Source organism: Streptomyces sp. NPDC046716, from assembly GCF_040645755.1.
GTDB lineage: Bacteria > Actinomycetota > Actinomycetes > Streptomycetales > Streptomycetaceae > Streptomyces.
In genome coordinates this window covers 25,958-41,352 of sequence record NZ_JBEYYU010000042.1, presented here as the reverse complement: position 1 = coordinate 41,352, position 15,395 = coordinate 25,958, and the positions used below count along the sequence as shown (strand labels likewise).

Genomic DNA, 15,395 nt, shown 5'->3' with positions numbered 1-15,395 from the left:
TGGAGGGATAGAAAGACAACAGCAACGGCTAGGCAAAGTTACCAACGCCGGGTAACCCTGCCAGGTTCCACCATCCCTCTCTGGCCGCACTGTGCCGCAACTGTGCCAATCCTGTCGTTATGACCGGACGGCGTTCGCGTGGATCGCGTCGCGCAGATGCTCGGCGACCCCCTCGCCCATGGAGTCGTAGAACGCCTTGAAGCGCTCGTCGGCCACGTACATGTCACCGAGGCACACGTGCATCTCGTGCGGGCAGTCGTAGAACCAGCGCGAGATGTGCAGCCGGTGCTCCTCGGCCAGGTCCATGGCGCGCTCGCCCCCGGCCTCCTCACCGGCGGCGACCAGGGCGGCGTAGCGCGCGCTCCAGTCGTCGACCTCGGCCTGGAGCCGCCGCCAGTCCTCCTTGGTGTACGTGGCGGCGCGGCGCTGCGACTCGGCGTACTCCTCGGTGCCGCCCCAGCGCTCCTCGGCCTCCTCGCGGTACTGCTCGGGGTCCTTCTCCCCGAAGACCTCGAACCGTTCCTCGGGGGTGAGCTGGATTCCCATCTTCTGTGCCTCCATGGCGTGTTCGACGGCCGCGGCCATCCTCTGCAGCTTCTCGATACGGGCGACGAGCAGGTCGTGCTGGCGGCGCAGGTGCTCGCGGGGGTCGGTCCCCGGGTCGTCGAGCAGGGCCTGGACCTCGTCCAGCGGGAAGCCGAGCTCCCGGTAGAAGAGGGCCTGCTGGAGCCGGTCGAGGTCCCGCTCGCTGTAGCGGCGGTGCCCCGCGTGGCTGCGCTCGCTCGGCACGAGCAGACCGATCTCGTCGTAGTGGTGCAGGGTGCGCACCGTGACGCCGGCGAATCCGGCCACCTGGCCCACCGACCAGCTCATGCGCCGCCCCCTCTCGTGGCCGCCCTCCGTGTCGTACGTGCATCAGCCTGGGCCCTCACGCCACGTGAGGTGCAAGTCGTCCGAGCGAGCATCCGGCGAAATCCTTCCGGGTGTTATGGAGGTAATGTCCGCTTAGGGTGACGGCGTGAGCACTTCCGCCGAAGCCGCGACGCCACCGGGTCCGCCGACGGCCCCTCCCCCGGCTCCCCCCGCCGTGTCCGCCCGGACCCTGCTGCCCGTCGTCGGGCCCGCGATCGTCGTCGGCGTCTGCTGCAGCCTGCTGTTCCTGGCGCTGAGCTGGATCGCCGAGCGGCTGCAGGACGTGCTGTGGGGCGATCTGCCGGACGCCCTGGGCATCGGCGGCTACTCGGCCCTGTGGATCATCGTCATGCTCACTCTGACGGGCGTACTCGTGGGGCTCGTGGTCTGGAAGGTCCCCGGGCACGCGGGTCCCGACCCGGCGACGATGGGCCTCGGCGGCGAGGAGCCGCTGAAGCCGTACGTGCTGCCGGGCCTCGCGCTGGCCGCCGCCCTGATGCTGGCCGGCGGGCCCAGCCTCGGCCCCGAGAACCCGATCATCGCGGTGAACGTGGGCCTGATCTTCTGGCTCGGCCGCACACTGCTGCCGAAGACCCCGGGCGCCCTCTGGCCGAACCTGGCCTCGGCCGCGACCATCGGCGCCCTGTTCGGTACCCCGATCGCCGCCGCCCTGCTGGTCTCGGAGGCGCTCGCGGGCCGGCCGATGCCGCTCAAGGGCTCGCTGTGGGACAACCTCTTCGGGCCGCTGCTCGCCGCCACCGCGGGCGCCCTGACCACCACGCTCGTCGCCTCCCCCTCCTTCGACCTCGGGCTCACCCAGCTCACCGAACCCGGCTGGGCGGATCTGCTCTCCGCGATCGTGGTCGCCTGCGCGGCCGCCGCGCTCACCATGACGGCCGTCTACGCCTTCCCGTACGTGCACGGCGCCTTCGGGCGGCTCGGCCACCCGATGCTGATGCTGCCCGTCGGCGGACTGGTCCTCGGGCTGCTCGGCGCGCTCGGCGGCCACCTCACCCTGTTCAAGGGGCTCGAGGAGGTCAAGGAGATCGCCGCGGACCCGGACGGCCACTCGGCCGGCGGCTTCGCCCTGCTGGCCGTGGTGAAGCTGGCGGCGCTGCTGATCGCGGCGTCCTGCGGGTTCCGCGGCGGGCGGATCTTCCCGGCGGTCTTCGTCGGCTCCGCGTTCGGCCTGTTCGCGCACGCGCTGGTCCCCGGGGTGAACGCCTCGGTCGGCATCGCGGCGGGCGTCCTGGGCGTCCTGCTCGCCGTCACCAGATCGGGCTGGGTCAGCCTCTTCACGGCGGCGGTCCTCGTCGCCTCGCCCGCGATCATCGCCCTGATGTGCATCGCGTCACTGCCCGCCTGGCTCCTGGTGACGGGTCGGCCGCAGATGCAACTGTCGGAGGACGGCGCCTCGTTGCGCTGAGCCTCACCCCAACTCCCGGAGCGGACACAAGGAGTCACCCACATGTCGCCGCTGCACCAGAGTCCTTCGGAGAAGCCCGGCGAGCACCCGCTCGCCGTCAACCCCTTCTACGGCGAGGCGAATCCGACCGCCGGCATGACGGACGCGCCGCCCAAGCACCGGCTGCCCGACAGCCCCCTCCCGCCCACGACCGCGTACCAGCTCGTCCACGACGAGCTGATGCTGGACGGCAACTCACGGCTCAACCTGGCCACCTTCGTCACCACGTGGATGGAGCCGCAGGCCGGTGTCCTCATGGCCGAGTGCCGGGACAAGAACATGATCGACAAGGACGAGTACCCGCGGACGGCGGAGCTGGAGCGGCGCTGCGTCGCCATGCTCGCCGACCTGTGGAACGCGCCCGACCCGTCGGCCGCCGTGGGCTGTTCCACCACCGGTTCCAGCGAGGCGTGCATGCTCGCCGGGATGGCCCTCAAGCGGCGCTGGATGAAGCGGAACGCCGACCGCTACCCGTCGCGCGAGGCCCGCCCCAATCTCGTCATGGGCGTGAACGTGCAGGTCTGCTGGGAGAAGTTCTGCAACTTCTGGGAGGTGGAGGCGCGGCAGGTGCCCATGGAGGGCGACCGGTTCCACCTCGATCCGGCGGCCGCGGCCGAGCTGTGCGACGAGAACACCATCGGCGTCGTCGGCATCCTCGGCTCGACCTTCGACGGGTCGTACGAGCCGATCGCCGAGCTGTGCGCGGCGCTCGACGCGCTCCAGGAGCGGACCGGGCTCGACGTCCCGGTGCACGTGGACGGGGCGTCGGGCGCGATGGTGGCGCCGTTCCTCGACCCGGAGCTGGTCTGGGACTTCCGGCTGCCGCGGGTCGCGTCCGTCAACACCTCGGGGCACAAGTACGGCCTGGTGTACCCGGGGGTGGGCTGGGTGCTGTGGCGCACGGCGGACGCGCTGCCGGACGAGCTCGTCTTCCACGTGAACTATCTGGGCGGCGACATGCCGACGTTCGCCCTGAACTTCTCGCGGCCGGGCGCCCAGGTGGTCGCGCAGTACTACACGTTCCTGCGGCTCGGCCGGGACGGCTACCGGGCGGTGCAGCAGGCGACCCGCGACGTGGCCCGCGGGCTCGCGGAGCGGATCGAGGCCCTCGGCGACTTCCAGCTGATCACCCGGGGCGACGAGCTGCCGGTGTTCGCGTTCACGACGGCCGCCGACGTGAAGGCGTTCGACGTGTTCGACGTGTCCCGGCGGCTGCGCGAGCGGGGCTGGCTGGTCCCGGCGTACACCTTCCCGGCGCACCGGCAGGATCTGGCGGTGCTGCGCGTGGTGTGCCGCAACGGCTTCTCGTCCGACCTCGGCGAGCTGCTGATCGAGGACCTGAACCGGCTGCTGCCCGAACTGCGCCGCCAGCCCCACCCGTTCACCCGGGACCGGGACGCGGCCACCGGCTTCCACCACTGAGAAGCGGGCCGCTACAGCCGGTCGCCGGGGTGCCGCTCGCCCGTCGCGTACGGGTTGGCCTCACCTTCGCCGAGCACCCCGCGGAACGGCTCGCCCGCCTCGCCCGCGAAGACGTACGCCCCGCCCTCGATCCGCCCGATGAGCCCCTCGGTCCACTCGGTGCCGAAGTCGGCCGAGTGGACCCAGTAGTTCATGATCTCGCCGATGTGACCGAGCTGCTCCGGGCCCTCCTCGGGCGTGTAGTAGCCGGTGACGGTGGACCGCCAGGCGCCGATGGAGCGCAGCCGCTCCTTGAGCAGCGCCACCGCCTCGGCGCGCGGCAGGTCCACCATGCCGCCGAGCGCGGCCACGAGGACGTCCGGCTTCTGGCCGTACGAGACCAGGGCCTCGCGCAGCAGCCGCAGATACTCCTCGTCGCCGCGCCCCGTGATCTCGTACTCGGTGCGCGGCGGGCCGCCGGCCGTGGACGGCGCGATCTCGTGCGCGAGCAGCAGTCCCTGCTTCGCCATCTGTTTCAGCGCGTGGTAGACCGAGCCGGGTTTGGCGTTCGACCACTCGTGGGCGCCCCAGTACTCCAGATCGCTGCGGACCTGGTACCCGTGCGCACGGCCGTGCTGGCGTACGGCGTTGAGCACCAGGAGGCGGATGGCTGACATGCGCCCCAGCCTAGGCCGCCCTCACCGGAAGGACAGGGCCACCAGCTCGAAGGCGGTCTTGCCGTCCAGGTTCTCGCGGATGATGTCGGCGTGTCCGGCGTGCCGGGCGGTCTCCCGGATCAGGTGCAGGGCGAGCCAGCGCAGCGAGACCTCCTGGCCGTCGGGGAACCAGGGCTCGTCCGGCAGCGGGAAGGTGTCGTCGAGGCTGGGGGCGGCGCGGAAGAACTCCTCCGTGTCCGCGGCCACCTCGTCCCAGTGGGCGAGCACGGACTTCACCGACTCGCCCTCCAGGAGCCGGAACCCGTCGACGTACTCCTCGGGGCTGCGCTCGGCGGCCGTGCGGCGGGCCAGTTCGATCCAGCCCTTCTCGACGTGGGCGACGTGCTTGGCGAGGCCCACCAGGGACAGGTCGCTCGCGGTGGGCTTCGACGACGCCTGCTCGTCGGTGAGGCCCAGCAGGGCGCGCCGGATGCCGCCGCGCTGCTCCTCGATGAAGGCGAGGAGCGCCCCGCGCTCGTCTCCGCGGGCTTCGGGGTTCACGTGCATGACCATCGGGCTGCCTTTCGTCGTGCGGTGCTCTTGCTCGATACGACGAAGGTAGAGCGGCTTGCGGTCAGCTTCTGTCCGCAAGGAGGGAGGCGGTCACACGTGTTTCGCGACGGGAACACACAGGGTGGCCGGGGACGTTCGCATGGCGGGCGGGTGTCGGGGCAGACGCTGACAGAAGGCAGGGCTGTAAAGGCAGGGCTGTAACCAGGGGAACACCCCGCGTGCACGTGCATCTGCCCATGCAGCTGCATGTGAACGCAGCTATGATCCTGGGCAGGTCAAAGCGGCTCACCGCTGCTCTGACGCCAGTTGACAGCCGTCACGGGACCGGACGGACCAGTTCACACATGCGGCACTGACAGCACCACCGGGAGCGAACCGTGGACCACGTGTACAACGGCATGGCGGCCACGGATCTGCACGGAGTGGTCTGGCAGAAGAGCAGGCACAGCAACTCCCAGGGATCCTGCGTGGAGTTCGCGAAACTGCCCGGCGGGCGGGTGGCCGTGCGCAACTCCAACTTCCCCGAGGGGCCCGCGCTCGTCTACACACCGGCCGAGATAGCCGCGATGCTGCTCGGCGTGAAGGACGGGGAGTTCGACCATCTGGTGGCCGGCGCCTGACGGTCCGCGCCGAACACCCCGCTCCGGTGGGGGCGTCGGGCTGACGCGCGTAGACATCCGGCCCGTCGGCGCCCACCCGTCCACATGCCGGGACGGGTCCGTCTTCAGAGCCTGAACAGCGCCCAGACGACCTTGCCGCTCAGCGTTCCGGCCAGGGGATGCCAGCCCCAGCTGTCGCTGAAGGAGCCGACGAGGAAGAGCCCGCGGCCCGACTCCGCGGAGCAGTCGTCCAGGACCGCCTCGCTGTCCCCGGCCTCCGGGCTGTCGTCGCTGGGATCGCGCACCGCGCACACCACCCGCGAGGTCCAGCGCATCAGGTGCAGCCGCACCGGCGGGTCCTGGCCGTGCGGGGTGTCCGCCGGCAGCGCGTGCCGCAGGGCGTTGGTGACCAGCTCGGAGACGACCAGACAGATGTCGTCGAAGCGCTCGGCCACGTCCCAGTCGGACAGCGTGCGACGGGTGAACTCCCGGGCGCTGCGCACCGCTTCGTACCGGGCCGGCAGCGCACAGGAGGCGGCACTGGAGACGGCCGAGGGATCGATGGGGGGAAGACCCTGCCGTAACACGTCGGCAGACTCGAGCATGGTCGATCCGTTCGTCCCCATGCGAGGCACTCCCCAGTTTCGCAGTACGTAGCGAGCGGTGGTGACGGCCATCGTTCCGAATGCGTACAGCGGATGCAAGGGCAGATGCACGTGCACGCGCCAGACTTGGACGTTCCCGTACCGCTTCTTGCTCATTTCTCCCTACGACTTCTTGCGCAGCCCTTTCGTGATCTTTCCGTTTCTGTAACCAAGCGAGTACGCGCCGGAGCGTTTAAGTGGCAGACTTCGCCCCCTGAACCAATGGGGAGGAAGAGACGTGACCGCTGGGGAGTCGAGCGGCTCGGTGGTGCGGCGCATTCTGCTGGGCTCACAACTGAGACGCCTGAGGGAATCGCGTGGCATCACGAGGGAGGCCGCCGGCTACTCGATCCGCGCCTCCGAATCGAAGATCAGCCGCTTGGAGTTGGGACGGGTGAGCTTCAAGGCGAGGGATGTCGAGGATCTGCTGACGCTCTACGGCGTGACCGACGGGACCGAGCGCGAGGCCCTGCTCTCGCTCGTCAAGGAGGCCAACGTCGCGGGCTGGTGGCACAGTTACTCGGATGTGCTGCCCGGCTGGTTCCAGACCTATGTCGGTCTGGAGGGCGCCGCGTCGCTGATCCGGGGGTACGAGGCCCAGTTCGTGCACGGCCTGCTGCAGACCGAGGCGTACGCCCACGCGGTGATGGCCCAGGGCATGCGCGGCGCGTCCGCCGAGGACATCGACCGGCGGGTCTCGCTGCGCCTCGCGCGGCAGAAGATCCTGGTCGCCGAGCGCGCCCCGCACGTCAGCCTGGTGCTCGACGAGGCCGCGCTACGCCGCGTGCACGGCGGGCCCGAGGTGATGCGCGGACAGCTGGAGCATCTGATCGAGGCGGCCGAACTGCCGCATCTCACGCTCCAGATCATGCCGTTCAGCCACGGCTGGCACGCGGGCGAGTCCGGCACCTTCACCCTGCTCACCTTCCCCGAGTCCGACCTCTCGGACGTCGTCTTCCTCGAACAGCTCACCAGTGCGCTCTATCTGGACAAGCGCGAGGACGTCGCCCAGTACGAGACGGCGATGGTGGACCTGCAGACGCAGTGCCCGTCCCCGGAGGAGAGCAAGCGGCTGCTGCGACGCGTCCTGTCCGAGCTGCCCGACTGAATTCGCTTCCTTCCAACAGCAGTTGATCGAACCCTTGCGGCAACTGGGCACCTTTGGTCTTACCATGACGGAATCTCAGGTGTCCGGCGCTGCAGCAAGGGAACTCACCATGGCCCTCCCGTCCTACTTCTCCGAACTGGACCGGCAGTACATCGACGGCGAATGGCGCACCGGCCGCGGAGCCTGGGACATCATCGACCTCAACCCGTACACCGGTGACAAGCTCGCCGCGATCACCGTCGCCTCGGTCGAGGAGGTCGACGAGGCGTACCGGGCGGCCGAGCGGGCGCAGAAGGAGTGGGCGCAGACCACCGCGCACGCGCGCCGGGCGGTCTTCGAGCGGGCGCTGCACCTGGTCGAGGAGCGCGAGCCGGAGATAGCCGAGGCGATCATCGACGAGCTCGGCGGCACCCGCGTGAAGGCCGGGTTCGAGCTGCACCTCGCCAAGGAGTTCCTGCGCGAGTCGATCCGGCTGACGGGCCTGCCGCAGGGCGAGGTGATCCCGTCACCGGTGGCCGGCAAGGAGAACCGGGTCTACCGGGTGCCGGTCGGGGTCGTCGGCGTCATCTCGCCGTTCAACTTCCCCTTCCTGCTCTCCCTCAAGTCGGTGGCGCCCGCGCTGGCGCTGGGCAACGGCGTGGTGCTCAAGCCGCACCAGGACACCCCGGTCTGCGGCGGCTCGCTGATCGCGAAGATCTTCGAGGACGCGGGGCTTCCGGCCGGGCTGCTCAACGTGGTCATCACCGACATCGCCGAGATAGGCGACGCGCTGCTCACCCACCCGGTGCCGAAGGTGATCTCCTTCACCGGCTCCGACAAGATCGGGCAGCACGTGGCGACGGTGTGCGCCGCGGAGTTCAAGTACGTGGTCCTGGAGCTGGGCGGGAACAGCGCGCTGACCGTCCTCGACGACGCCGACCTCGACTACGCGGTCGACGCGGCCGTGTTCAGCCGCTTCGTCCACCAGGGCCAGGTCTGCATGGCCGCGAACCGGATCCTCGTGGACCGCGCGGTCGAGGAGGAGTTCACCCGGAAGTTCGTCGCCAAGGTGAGGACCCTGAAGGCGGGCGACCCGCGCGACCCGGAGACCGTGATCGGCCCGGTCATCAGCTCCAACCAGGCGGACGCGCTCACCGCCCTCGTGGAGCAGGCGCTCGCCGAGGGCGCGACGGCCCTGGTCAGGGGCGGCGCCGAGGGCAATGTCATCGAGCCGGTGGTGCTGACCGGGCTGCCCGCCGACTCCCCCGTGCTGCGGCAGGAGATCTTCGGCCCGGTGGCGCTGCTGATCCCGTTCGACGGGGACGACGAGGCGGTCCGGATCGCCAACGACACCCCGTACGGGCTCAGCGGGGCCGTGCACACGGCCGACGTCGAGCGGGGTGTGGCGTTCGCCCAGCGGATCGACACCGGCATGATCCACGTCAACGACGGGACCGTGCACGACGAGCCGCTCGTGGCGTTCGGCGGTGAGAAGCGCTCGGGCATCGGGCGGCTCAACGGGAGCGCGACGGTCGAGGCCTTCACCACCCAGAAGTGGATCTCGGTGCAGCACGGCAGGTCCCGCTTCCCCTTCTAGTTCCAGGGGCTGTGCGGGACCTGCCGCTCGCTGCTCACCGGCCGGACTTCGGGGCGCCGGACGTCTTCGCGTACCGGCGCTCGAAGCGCTCGACGCGTCCGGCGGTGTCCAGCACGCGCTGGTTACCGGTGTAGAAGGGGTGGCTGACGTCGGAGATCTCGACGTCGACGACGGGATACGTGTGCCCGTCCTCCCACTCGACCGTCTTCTCGCTCGTCATGGTCGAGCGGGTCAGGAAGGCGTGGTTCGCGGCGCGGTCGCGGAAGACGACCGGACCGTAGGCGGGGTGGATCGCGGTGTTCATGGTCAGCGCTCCTCTCGGAAGTCGACGTGCCGGCCCGCGACGGGGTCGTACTTGCGCAGGGTCATGCGGTCGGGGTCGTTGCGCCGGTTCTTGCGGGTGACGTAGGTGAAGCCCGTGCCCTCGGTGGACCTGAGCTTGATCACTGGACGGAGTTCGTTGCGAGCCATGCCGGCACTATAACGAAAATGACTCCCATTTTCAATAGGCTCTTCCGTCGTCCCGTGACCCCTGGTAACTTGCTGGCTCGACTCGTCGGTAACAGCAGTGACACTGGGGGACTTTGTGCACAGCAGGAACGTACGGATCGCCGTGGGGGCCGCGGCCGCCGTGGCGGCGCTGGCCGTGAGCGGCTGCAGCGGCGACGACGGCGGCTCGGACAAGGGGGCCGCGGGGTCCTCGTCGGCCGCGACGCCGGACGCGGGGTCGTCCGACGGCTCGTCGGACTCCGGCTCCGGCTCCGGCTCCGGGTCCGGGTCCTCGAAGGACCCCGTGGGCATCTGGAGCGCGACCACGGACGGCAAGCCGGTGGTGCTGGTGATCGGCGGGGAGCAGGCGTCGCTGAGCACGGGTGACGGGCATCTGTGCACCGGCACCGTGACCGGGTCCGCGCTCAGCCTCACGTGCGCGGACGGCGACACCGCCCGCAGCGCGGGCACGATCGAGTCCAACGACGGCTCGACGATGAAGGTCTCGTGGAAGGCCGGCGCGCAGGACACCTTCAAGAAGTCGGCGAACGGACAGTTGCCGACGGATCTGCCGACCACGCTGCCGAGCGGCCTGCCGACGGGCTGAGGCTCAGTCGTCGGGCTCGGGCTTGACCGACATGGGCGGCTCGTCGGTGTCCAGGGCCTCGGTCACCTCGTCCAGGGCCTCCAGGAGCAGGCCCGCGCCCCGGCGCACGACACGGTCGGGGACGCCGTCGCCGTCCCAGGCGTCGAGCGCCTCACGGACCGGTTTCCAGCGCGGGACGCGGCGCTCCCTGATGGCGCGGGCACCGTCGCGGGCCGCCGTGCGCAGCGCCTCGGCCAGCTCCTCGGCGGCGGGCACCGGGGTGGCGTCGCGCTCCGGGAGATGGGCCTCCATCAGCATCGCGACGCGGCCCAGGTGGTGCAGGGCGTGCGCGGCGTCGTCGGCGGCCGCGCGGGACAGCCCGCGGTGGCGTACGGGTTCGGTCCTGGCCCGGTCCGCGGCCTGGTCCCAGGCGATGTGGGCGTCCCGGGCCGCCAGCAGGGCGGCGCGCACGTCGGGGCAGGACTTGCCCGCCGGGTGGGCGTAGTGGGCGACGACCGTGGCCGCGTACTCGCCGACCGCGATCAGCCGCTCGGCGAGCCGGGTGCGCAGCCGCGGGGTCTCCCAGGCCGGGTACAGGGCGTAGGAGAGCATCGCGAGGACACCGCCGGCGAGGGTCAGCACGACGCGTTCGGGCACCGTCTGGTCCCAGGTCTGGCCGCCCATGCCGAGCAGGAAGACGACGTACGCGGAGACGCAGGCCTGCGCCGCGAGCTGTCCCGTGCGCATCAGCAGGTACATCAGCGCCGCGCACACGACGGCGAGCGTGGCGGAGGTCCAGGTGCCCGGATGGGCGAGCTGGACGACGGCCGTCGCCACGGTCACGCCGACGAGGGTGCCGCCGAACCGGGCGATCGCGCGCGAGTACGTCTGCGAGAAGTCGGGGCGCATCACCATGACGGCCGCCATCGGGGCCCAGTAGCCGTGGCCGAACGGCAGGGCGTCGCCGATCAGGTAGCCGACGACCGCTACGGCGCTCACGCGGGTGGCGTGCCGCAGGATCGGTGAGCCGGGGCGGGCCTCCTTCCTGATGGCCCGCACGGCGGTGGGGACCAGCTTCAGGAGGGTGGGGCGGGGCAGGGCGGGCGGCGGATCGGCGACGGGCCCGGGACCGGCCGTGCCCCGCACGCCGAGGGGCCCGGGCAGCCGCGCCGGGAGCCGGTGCCACAGGGGTTCGCCCGGGTGGCCCGGCGGGTCCACCTCGCCCGCCGTCTCCAGTACGTCCCTCAGGAGCGAGCCGAGCCGGGTGGCCGCGCGGTGCGGCGGTCCGGAGAGGATGGCGCCGGTGTCCGGGGTGCGCAGGGCGGCCACGGCCGGGGCCGGGACGCGGACCGGGGCTCCGGTGCGGATGGCGCGGGCCGCGGCGTCGAGGATCGATCCGGCGGCGGCGAGGAGTTCGCGGACCCGGTCGCGTTCGACGCCCTCCGCGGGGACGCCGACCGCCGGGTCGGCGAGGGAGGCGAGGACCGGGCGGATCCGTTCGGCCAGGCCCCGGGCGCCGTGCAGCTGGGCGGGGCGGGTGCGGGCCTGGCGCGGGGTGAGGGCGGCGGCGCTGCGCGCGAGCATCAGCGGGTGCGGGTCGAACGGGGCGAGCGGGTCGTGGCGCAGCCTGCGGGCGTAGTCGGCCTCGGCGGCGAGCGCGTCGGCGAGGGCGTCGCGGTGCGCTCCCCAGCGGCGTACGGGGAAGAGGATCACCAGGGCGGCCTGGACGAGGCCGCCGAAGACCATCATCGCGGCGTGCCCGGCGGCGTCGGCGATCGAGGTCGGCAGGGTGATGGTGACCAGCATCATCGCCACGTTGGACGACGCGATGATGCCGATGGTCGGGCCCGCCGCCCAGGCCAGGCCCGCCAGGAACGTCCACACCGCGAGCAACGGCACGAACAGGAACAGGTGGGAGCCGGTGAGGTAGCCGAGGAACGTGGAGACGCCGAGGCTGGTGCCGGAGGCGATGGCCAGCTCGGGACGGGGGCGCCAGCTGCGCTGGAACGTGGCGATCGCCGCCTGGAACGCGCCGAACGCCGAGCCCGCCGCCACCAGGGGCCCGAACGCCGCCAGGCTGACGGCGACGACGATCGCGAGTCCCGCGGCGCCGCGCAGGGCGACCAGGGGTTCCAGTCGTTTCCGCTCGACGGTCAGCCCCGAGCGGGTGGTGTCCTTCAGCGCCCGGAACCAGCTCACATCGCCACAATACGGGCAATCGGCGACGGGTAGGCGCTCAGCGCCCGTCGGGCCCCCCGCCCTCGCCGTCCTCGTCGCCCTCGTCACGAAGTGCGAGGGTGAGCAGCCCGGGGAAGCGCGCGTCGAACTCCTCGCGGCGCAGGCGGTTCAGCCGGCGGGCGCCCGCGTCCTTCTGCTCCAGCAGGCCCGCCTCGCGCAGCACGGCGAAGTGGCGGCTCAGGGTGGCCTTGGTGACCGGCACGTCGAAGGTGCCGCAGGTCCGCTCCCAGGGGCCGGACGCGGCCAGCTCCCGCACGAGGGTGCGGCGGACCGGGTCGGCCAGGGCGAGCAGGGCCGCCTCCAGGGTGACGTCCCGGGGGTGGACGTGGACGGGGGCGGCACGATGGCTCGCCGTGCTTGCCGTGCCCTCGGTGGCCGTCATGGTGTGCGCTCCCGATCTTGCGGAGTGTTCGATGCCGTGCGTACACTCGCGATAATTCAGTGTTCGTCCTGCATCGAACAGTCTACGCGCTTTCCGCTGAAGGAGTCAGCCCATGCCGTCGCACTCCCCCTCCCCCATCGGCGTAGGCATCGTCGGTCTCTCCGCCCGGCGCGGCTGGGCCTCGCACGCCCATCTGCCCGCGCTGCGGCTGCTCGACGGCTTCGAGGTGCGGGCGCTCTCCGCGAGCAGCGCCGAGTCCGCGCGGCAGGCCGCCGAGAAGCACGGGGTGGCGCGGGCCTACGGGAGCGCGGCGGAGCTGGCGGCGGCCGACGAGGTCGACCTGGTCGTGGTCACCGTGAAGGTGCCGGACCACCGGGAGATCGTCCGGGCCGCGCTCGACGCCGGGAAGGCGGTGCTCTCCGAGTGGCCGCTGGGCACCGGCCCCGCCGAGGCCGAGGAGCTGGCCTCGCTCGCCGCCGGGCGCGGGCTGCGCACCTTCACGGGGCTTCAGGCGCGTTCGGCTCCGCTGGTGCGTCGTCTGCGGGACCTGATCGCGGACGGCTACGTCGGCGAGGTGCTCTCCACCAGCGTGGTGGCCTCCGCGCGGGGCTGGGGCGCCGAGGTCCACGAGGGCGGTGCCTATCTGCTCGACCGGGCCTCGGGGGCGAACATGCTGACGATCCCGTTCGGGCACACCCTCGACGGGCTGACCGCCGTGCTCGGTGACGTCGAGGAGGTCACCTCGCTCACCGCCACGCGGCGCCGGGTGGTCGCGGACCCGGCCGGCCGGATCCACCGGCCGGACGTCGCCGATCAGGTGGTGCTGGGCGGGGTGCTGTCCTCCGGGGCGGTGGCCTCGGTGCACTACCGGGGCGGTGTGTCGCGGGGGACGAACTTCCTCTGGGAGATCAACGGGACGGACGGCGATCTCGTCGTCACCGGTGACCACGGGCATCTGCAGATGGGCGAGTACACCCTCGCCGGGGCCCGCGGCACGGACACCGCCCTGGCACCGCTCGCCGTGCCCGAGCGGTACTTCGACCCGGCGCTGGAGGCTCTGCGCGGTACCGACGCGTACAACGTGGGGGCCGCCTATGCGCAGATCCGGCGCGATCTGGTGGACGGCACCCGGGTGATCCCGGACTTCGCCCACGCGGCCCGGCACCACCGGCTCCTGGACCGGATCGAACGAACGGGCGAGTCGATCGGCTGACGGCCGGTGGTTGCCGGGGGGCGCAGTCGTCGCTCACGCGCGGGTCTCGTCGTGGCTGGCCGCCCCTGGGCCGTCACTCACGCGCAGGTCTCGTCGTGGCTGGTCGCCCCTGGGCCGTCACTCACGCGCGGGTCTCGTCGCGGCTGGCCGCCCCTGGGCCGTCACTCACGCGCGGGTCTCGTCGTGGCTGGCCGCGCAGTTCCCCGCGCCCCTGAGGCATGCGCTGCGCGCAGCCTCCCCGCTGAGGTGCCGCACGGGACGCGCCTCTCTCGATGAGATTGCGCACGAAGTGCGCATCTCAGGGGCGCGGGGAACTGCGCGAGAAGCGGCCACCGGCCCGCACACGGAGAACGACCCAGGAGCCGCGATCAGGCCCCGCCAGGGCCCAGGCGGCGACGCGAGTGCGGGGCGGCGGACGGGCCGCCGAGCGAGGCACGATCGGCGGCGGCACCCCCCTCGTCCCACCCGGCCCCGTCGGAAACCCCCCGAACCCGCGTCACCACAGTCGCCGGAAACATCTCCTCGGCCCGCCCCGCGACAGCCACCTCCCGCGCCACCAGCACCGGCAACAACTCCCCCTCCCCACCGGCCACCTCCCCGGCGACAGCGGCCAGCCGATCCCCGATCCGCTGCGCGTACGCCGCCAGGAACGACTGCCGGAACGTCTTCGTACGCCGCCGCCCCCCGGCCCGCTGCCCGGCCTCGGCCCGCGTCATCGCCCGGTCGGCCTGCACGAGCAGCGACGTGTACAGCAGCTCCACGACCTCCAGATCGGCCTCGAACCCGACCACGGTCGAGAACCCGAACGCGCTGTTCCACACGGCCCGGCACCGATTCGCCCCCGCCACCGCGTCGAGCAGCACCGCCTTCGCGGTCTCGTACGGAGCGTCGACACCGATCCGGCACGCGCCCGGGGTGTCCTTCGCGTGCGTACGGGCGGCGAGCAGCGCCTCGTCGACGGAGTGCCGCGCCATCAGTTCCTGCGCCTTGGCGGTGAGCGCCTCGGCCTCCGGCGGATAGCCGGTGGCCTCCGCCTTGGCCAGCAGCGCCCGGATCCGGGCGAGCGCGCGCGGCTCCCCGGCGACGGGCACGGTGACGGCCTCGCCGGGCACGGGCCCGACCGGCTCGATCGCGGGGAGCCGCGACAGCAGCCGGTACAGCTCCAGCGCCGCGGTCGCGGCGGAGAACCGGTCCTGGCGCCCGTCCGCCGCCGCGTCGGGGAGCTCGTCGAGCTGGGCGGACCAGCGCGGCGGAAGCGTGTCGTAGCGCCGTGTCTCGGCCCGGATCAGCCGGACGGCGAGGGCCACGTGCTCGGCGCCGAGCCCTTCGTCCCGTACGACCATGCGCAGCAGATCGGCGGGCTGCCAGCCCCGCTCCCAGGCACGCCGTACGAACTCGCGCCCGCGCAGCGCGAGTTCGGCGTCGGCGGACGGGTCGGCGGCGAGCAGGGACGCCCCGAGGTCCAGGTCGCCCGTGCCGTACAGCGCGGCCGCGAAGGCCCGCTCGACGGTGCTGTCGCTCATGCCGGTTCCGCCTCGTCTCCTCCTGCGCGG

At 72.0% G+C, this 15,395-nt stretch carries 16 protein-coding genes; 7 read left to right on the top strand and 9 right to left on the bottom strand.

Annotated elements, in window-relative coordinates:
* Window positions 1-117: 117 nt before the first annotated feature.
* A complete protein-coding gene (locus ABZ930_RS27805) occupies window positions 118-873 on the bottom strand; it encodes a MerR family transcriptional regulator (protein ID WP_361553248.1) in 756 nt (251 codons plus the stop codon).
* Between the two features lie 214 nt (window positions 874-1,087).
* On the opposite strand from ABZ930_RS27805, the gene ABZ930_RS27800 reads away from it, so the two are divergent.
* Window positions 1,088-2,338 carry an ion channel protein gene (locus ABZ930_RS27800; RefSeq protein ID WP_361553340.1) on the top strand — a complete coding sequence of 417 codons (1,251 nt, stop codon included), beginning with the start codon at window positions 1,088-1,090 and terminating at the stop codon, window positions 2,336-2,338.
* Between the two features lie 42 nt (window positions 2,339-2,380).
* Window positions 2,381-3,799: a glutamate decarboxylase gene (locus ABZ930_RS27795; RefSeq protein ID WP_361553246.1), complete on the top strand. Its 1,419-nt coding sequence runs from the start codon at window positions 2,381-2,383 to the stop codon at window positions 3,797-3,799.
* Between the two features lie 11 nt (window positions 3,800-3,810).
* On the opposite strand, the gene ABZ930_RS27790 is transcribed toward ABZ930_RS27795, so the two are convergent.
* Together ABZ930_RS27790 and ABZ930_RS27785 are read right to left on the bottom strand one after the other, a co-directional pair.
* Complete coding sequence (locus ABZ930_RS27790) at window positions 3,811-4,455, bottom strand: PadR family transcriptional regulator (protein WP_361553243.1); 645 nt, start codon at window positions 4,453-4,455, stop codon at window positions 3,811-3,813.
* A 21-nt stretch (window positions 4,456-4,476) separates the two neighbouring features.
* Window positions 4,477-5,007 carry a DinB family protein gene (locus tag ABZ930_RS27785; protein ID WP_361553241.1) on the bottom strand — a complete coding sequence of 177 codons (531 nt, stop codon included), beginning with the start codon at window positions 5,005-5,007 and terminating at the stop codon, window positions 4,477-4,479.
* A 377-nt stretch (window positions 5,008-5,384) separates the two neighbouring features.
* On the opposite strand from ABZ930_RS27785, the gene ABZ930_RS27780 reads away from it, so the two are divergent.
* Window positions 5,385-5,627, top strand: a complete 243-nt coding sequence (locus ABZ930_RS27780) for a DUF397 domain-containing protein (RefSeq protein WP_361553238.1) — start codon at window positions 5,385-5,387, stop codon at window positions 5,625-5,627.
* Between the two features lie 104 nt (window positions 5,628-5,731).
* Here ABZ930_RS27780 and ABZ930_RS27775 read toward each other — a convergent pair whose 3' ends face one another.
* Window positions 5,732-6,232, bottom strand: a complete 501-nt coding sequence (locus ABZ930_RS27775) for an ATP-binding protein (protein WP_361553235.1) — start codon at window positions 6,230-6,232, stop codon at window positions 5,732-5,734.
* Between the two features lie 256 nt (window positions 6,233-6,488).
* On the opposite strand from ABZ930_RS27775, the gene ABZ930_RS27770 reads away from it, so the two are divergent.
* Together ABZ930_RS27770 and ABZ930_RS27765 are read left to right on the top strand one after the other, a co-directional pair.
* The gene (locus ABZ930_RS27770; RefSeq protein WP_361553232.1) at window positions 6,489-7,358 is read left to right on the top strand and encodes a helix-turn-helix transcriptional regulator; all 870 of its coding nucleotides are present in this window, start codon (window positions 6,489-6,491) and stop codon (window positions 7,356-7,358) included.
* Window positions 7,359-7,467: 109 nt separating this feature from the next.
* A complete protein-coding gene (locus ABZ930_RS27765; RefSeq protein WP_361553229.1) occupies window positions 7,468-8,934 on the top strand; it encodes an aldehyde dehydrogenase family protein in 1,467 nt (488 codons plus the stop codon).
* Window positions 8,935-8,968: 34 nt separating this feature from the next.
* Here ABZ930_RS27765 and ABZ930_RS27760 read toward each other — a convergent pair whose 3' ends face one another.
* On the bottom strand, window positions 8,969-9,238 hold the full coding sequence (locus ABZ930_RS27760; protein WP_361553226.1) for a type B 50S ribosomal protein L31: 270 nt from the start codon (window positions 9,236-9,238) through the stop codon (window positions 8,969-8,971).
* Between the two features lie 2 nt (window positions 9,239-9,240).
* Window positions 9,241-9,405, bottom strand: coding sequence for a 50S ribosomal protein L33 (gene rpmG / locus ABZ930_RS27755; protein WP_111662765.1), 165 nt, complete (start codon window positions 9,403-9,405; stop codon window positions 9,241-9,243).
* A 115-nt stretch (window positions 9,406-9,520) separates the two neighbouring features.
* Between rpmG and ABZ930_RS27750 the strand changes: the two genes are divergently transcribed.
* A complete protein-coding gene (locus ABZ930_RS27750) occupies window positions 9,521-10,030 on the top strand; it encodes a hypothetical protein (RefSeq protein ID WP_361553223.1) in 510 nt (169 codons plus the stop codon).
* 3 nt (window positions 10,031-10,033) lie between these two features.
* Here ABZ930_RS27750 and ABZ930_RS27745 read toward each other — a convergent pair whose 3' ends face one another.
* Window positions 10,034-12,208, bottom strand: coding sequence for an FUSC family protein (locus ABZ930_RS27745; RefSeq protein WP_361553220.1), 2,175 nt, complete (start codon window positions 12,206-12,208; stop codon window positions 10,034-10,036).
* Between the two features lie 37 nt (window positions 12,209-12,245).
* A complete protein-coding gene (locus tag ABZ930_RS27740) occupies window positions 12,246-12,629 on the bottom strand; it encodes a helix-turn-helix domain-containing protein (RefSeq protein WP_361553217.1) in 384 nt (127 codons plus the stop codon).
* 112 nt (window positions 12,630-12,741) lie between these two features.
* Between ABZ930_RS27740 and ABZ930_RS27735 the strand changes: the two genes are divergently transcribed.
* Window positions 12,742-13,842, top strand: a complete 1,101-nt coding sequence (locus tag ABZ930_RS27735) for a Gfo/Idh/MocA family oxidoreductase (RefSeq protein WP_361553214.1) — start codon at window positions 12,742-12,744, stop codon at window positions 13,840-13,842.
* Window positions 13,843-14,210: 368 nt separating this feature from the next.
* Here the strand turns inward: ABZ930_RS27735 and ABZ930_RS27730 are convergent, their stop codons facing one another.
* Complete coding sequence (locus tag ABZ930_RS27730) at window positions 14,211-15,365, bottom strand: DUF2786 domain-containing protein (RefSeq protein ID WP_361553211.1); 1,155 nt, start codon at window positions 15,363-15,365, stop codon at window positions 14,211-14,213.
* Between the last annotated feature and the right edge of the window lie 30 nt (window positions 15,366-15,395).

What these genes read in the sequence shown, in the direction of transcription:
- ABZ930_RS27785 (WP_361553241.1), bottom strand. Translation starts at nt 5,007, where the DNA reads ATGGTCATGCACGTGAACCCCGAAGCCCGCGGAGACGAGCGCGGGGCG.
- ABZ930_RS27740 (WP_361553217.1), bottom strand. Translation starts at nt 12,629, where the DNA reads ATGACGGCCACCGAGGGCACGGCAAGCACGGCGAGCCATCGTGCCGCC.
- ABZ930_RS27765 (WP_361553229.1), top strand. Translation starts at nt 7,468, where the DNA reads ATGGCCCTCCCGTCCTACTTCTCCGAACTGGACCGGCAGTACATCGAC.
- ABZ930_RS27730 (WP_361553211.1), bottom strand. Translation starts at nt 15,365, where the DNA reads ATGAGCGACAGCACCGTCGAGCGGGCCTTCGCGGCCGCGCTGTACGGC.
- ABZ930_RS27790 (WP_361553243.1), bottom strand. Translation starts at nt 4,455, where the DNA reads ATGTCAGCCATCCGCCTCCTGGTGCTCAACGCCGTACGCCAGCACGGC.
- ABZ930_RS27775 (WP_361553235.1), bottom strand. Translation starts at nt 6,232, where the DNA reads ATGGGGACGAACGGATCGACCATGCTCGAGTCTGCCGACGTGTTACGG.
- ABZ930_RS27795 (WP_361553246.1), top strand. Translation starts at nt 2,381, where the DNA reads ATGTCGCCGCTGCACCAGAGTCCTTCGGAGAAGCCCGGCGAGCACCCG.
- ABZ930_RS27760 (WP_361553226.1), bottom strand. Translation starts at nt 9,238, where the DNA reads ATGAACACCGCGATCCACCCCGCCTACGGTCCGGTCGTCTTCCGCGAC.
- ABZ930_RS27805 (WP_361553248.1), bottom strand. Translation starts at nt 873, where the DNA reads ATGAGCTGGTCGGTGGGCCAGGTGGCCGGATTCGCCGGCGTCACGGTG.
- ABZ930_RS27735 (WP_361553214.1), top strand. Translation starts at nt 12,742, where the DNA reads ATGCCGTCGCACTCCCCCTCCCCCATCGGCGTAGGCATCGTCGGTCTC.
- rpmG (WP_111662765.1), bottom strand. Translation starts at nt 9,405, where the DNA reads ATGGCTCGCAACGAACTCCGTCCAGTGATCAAGCTCAGGTCCACCGAG.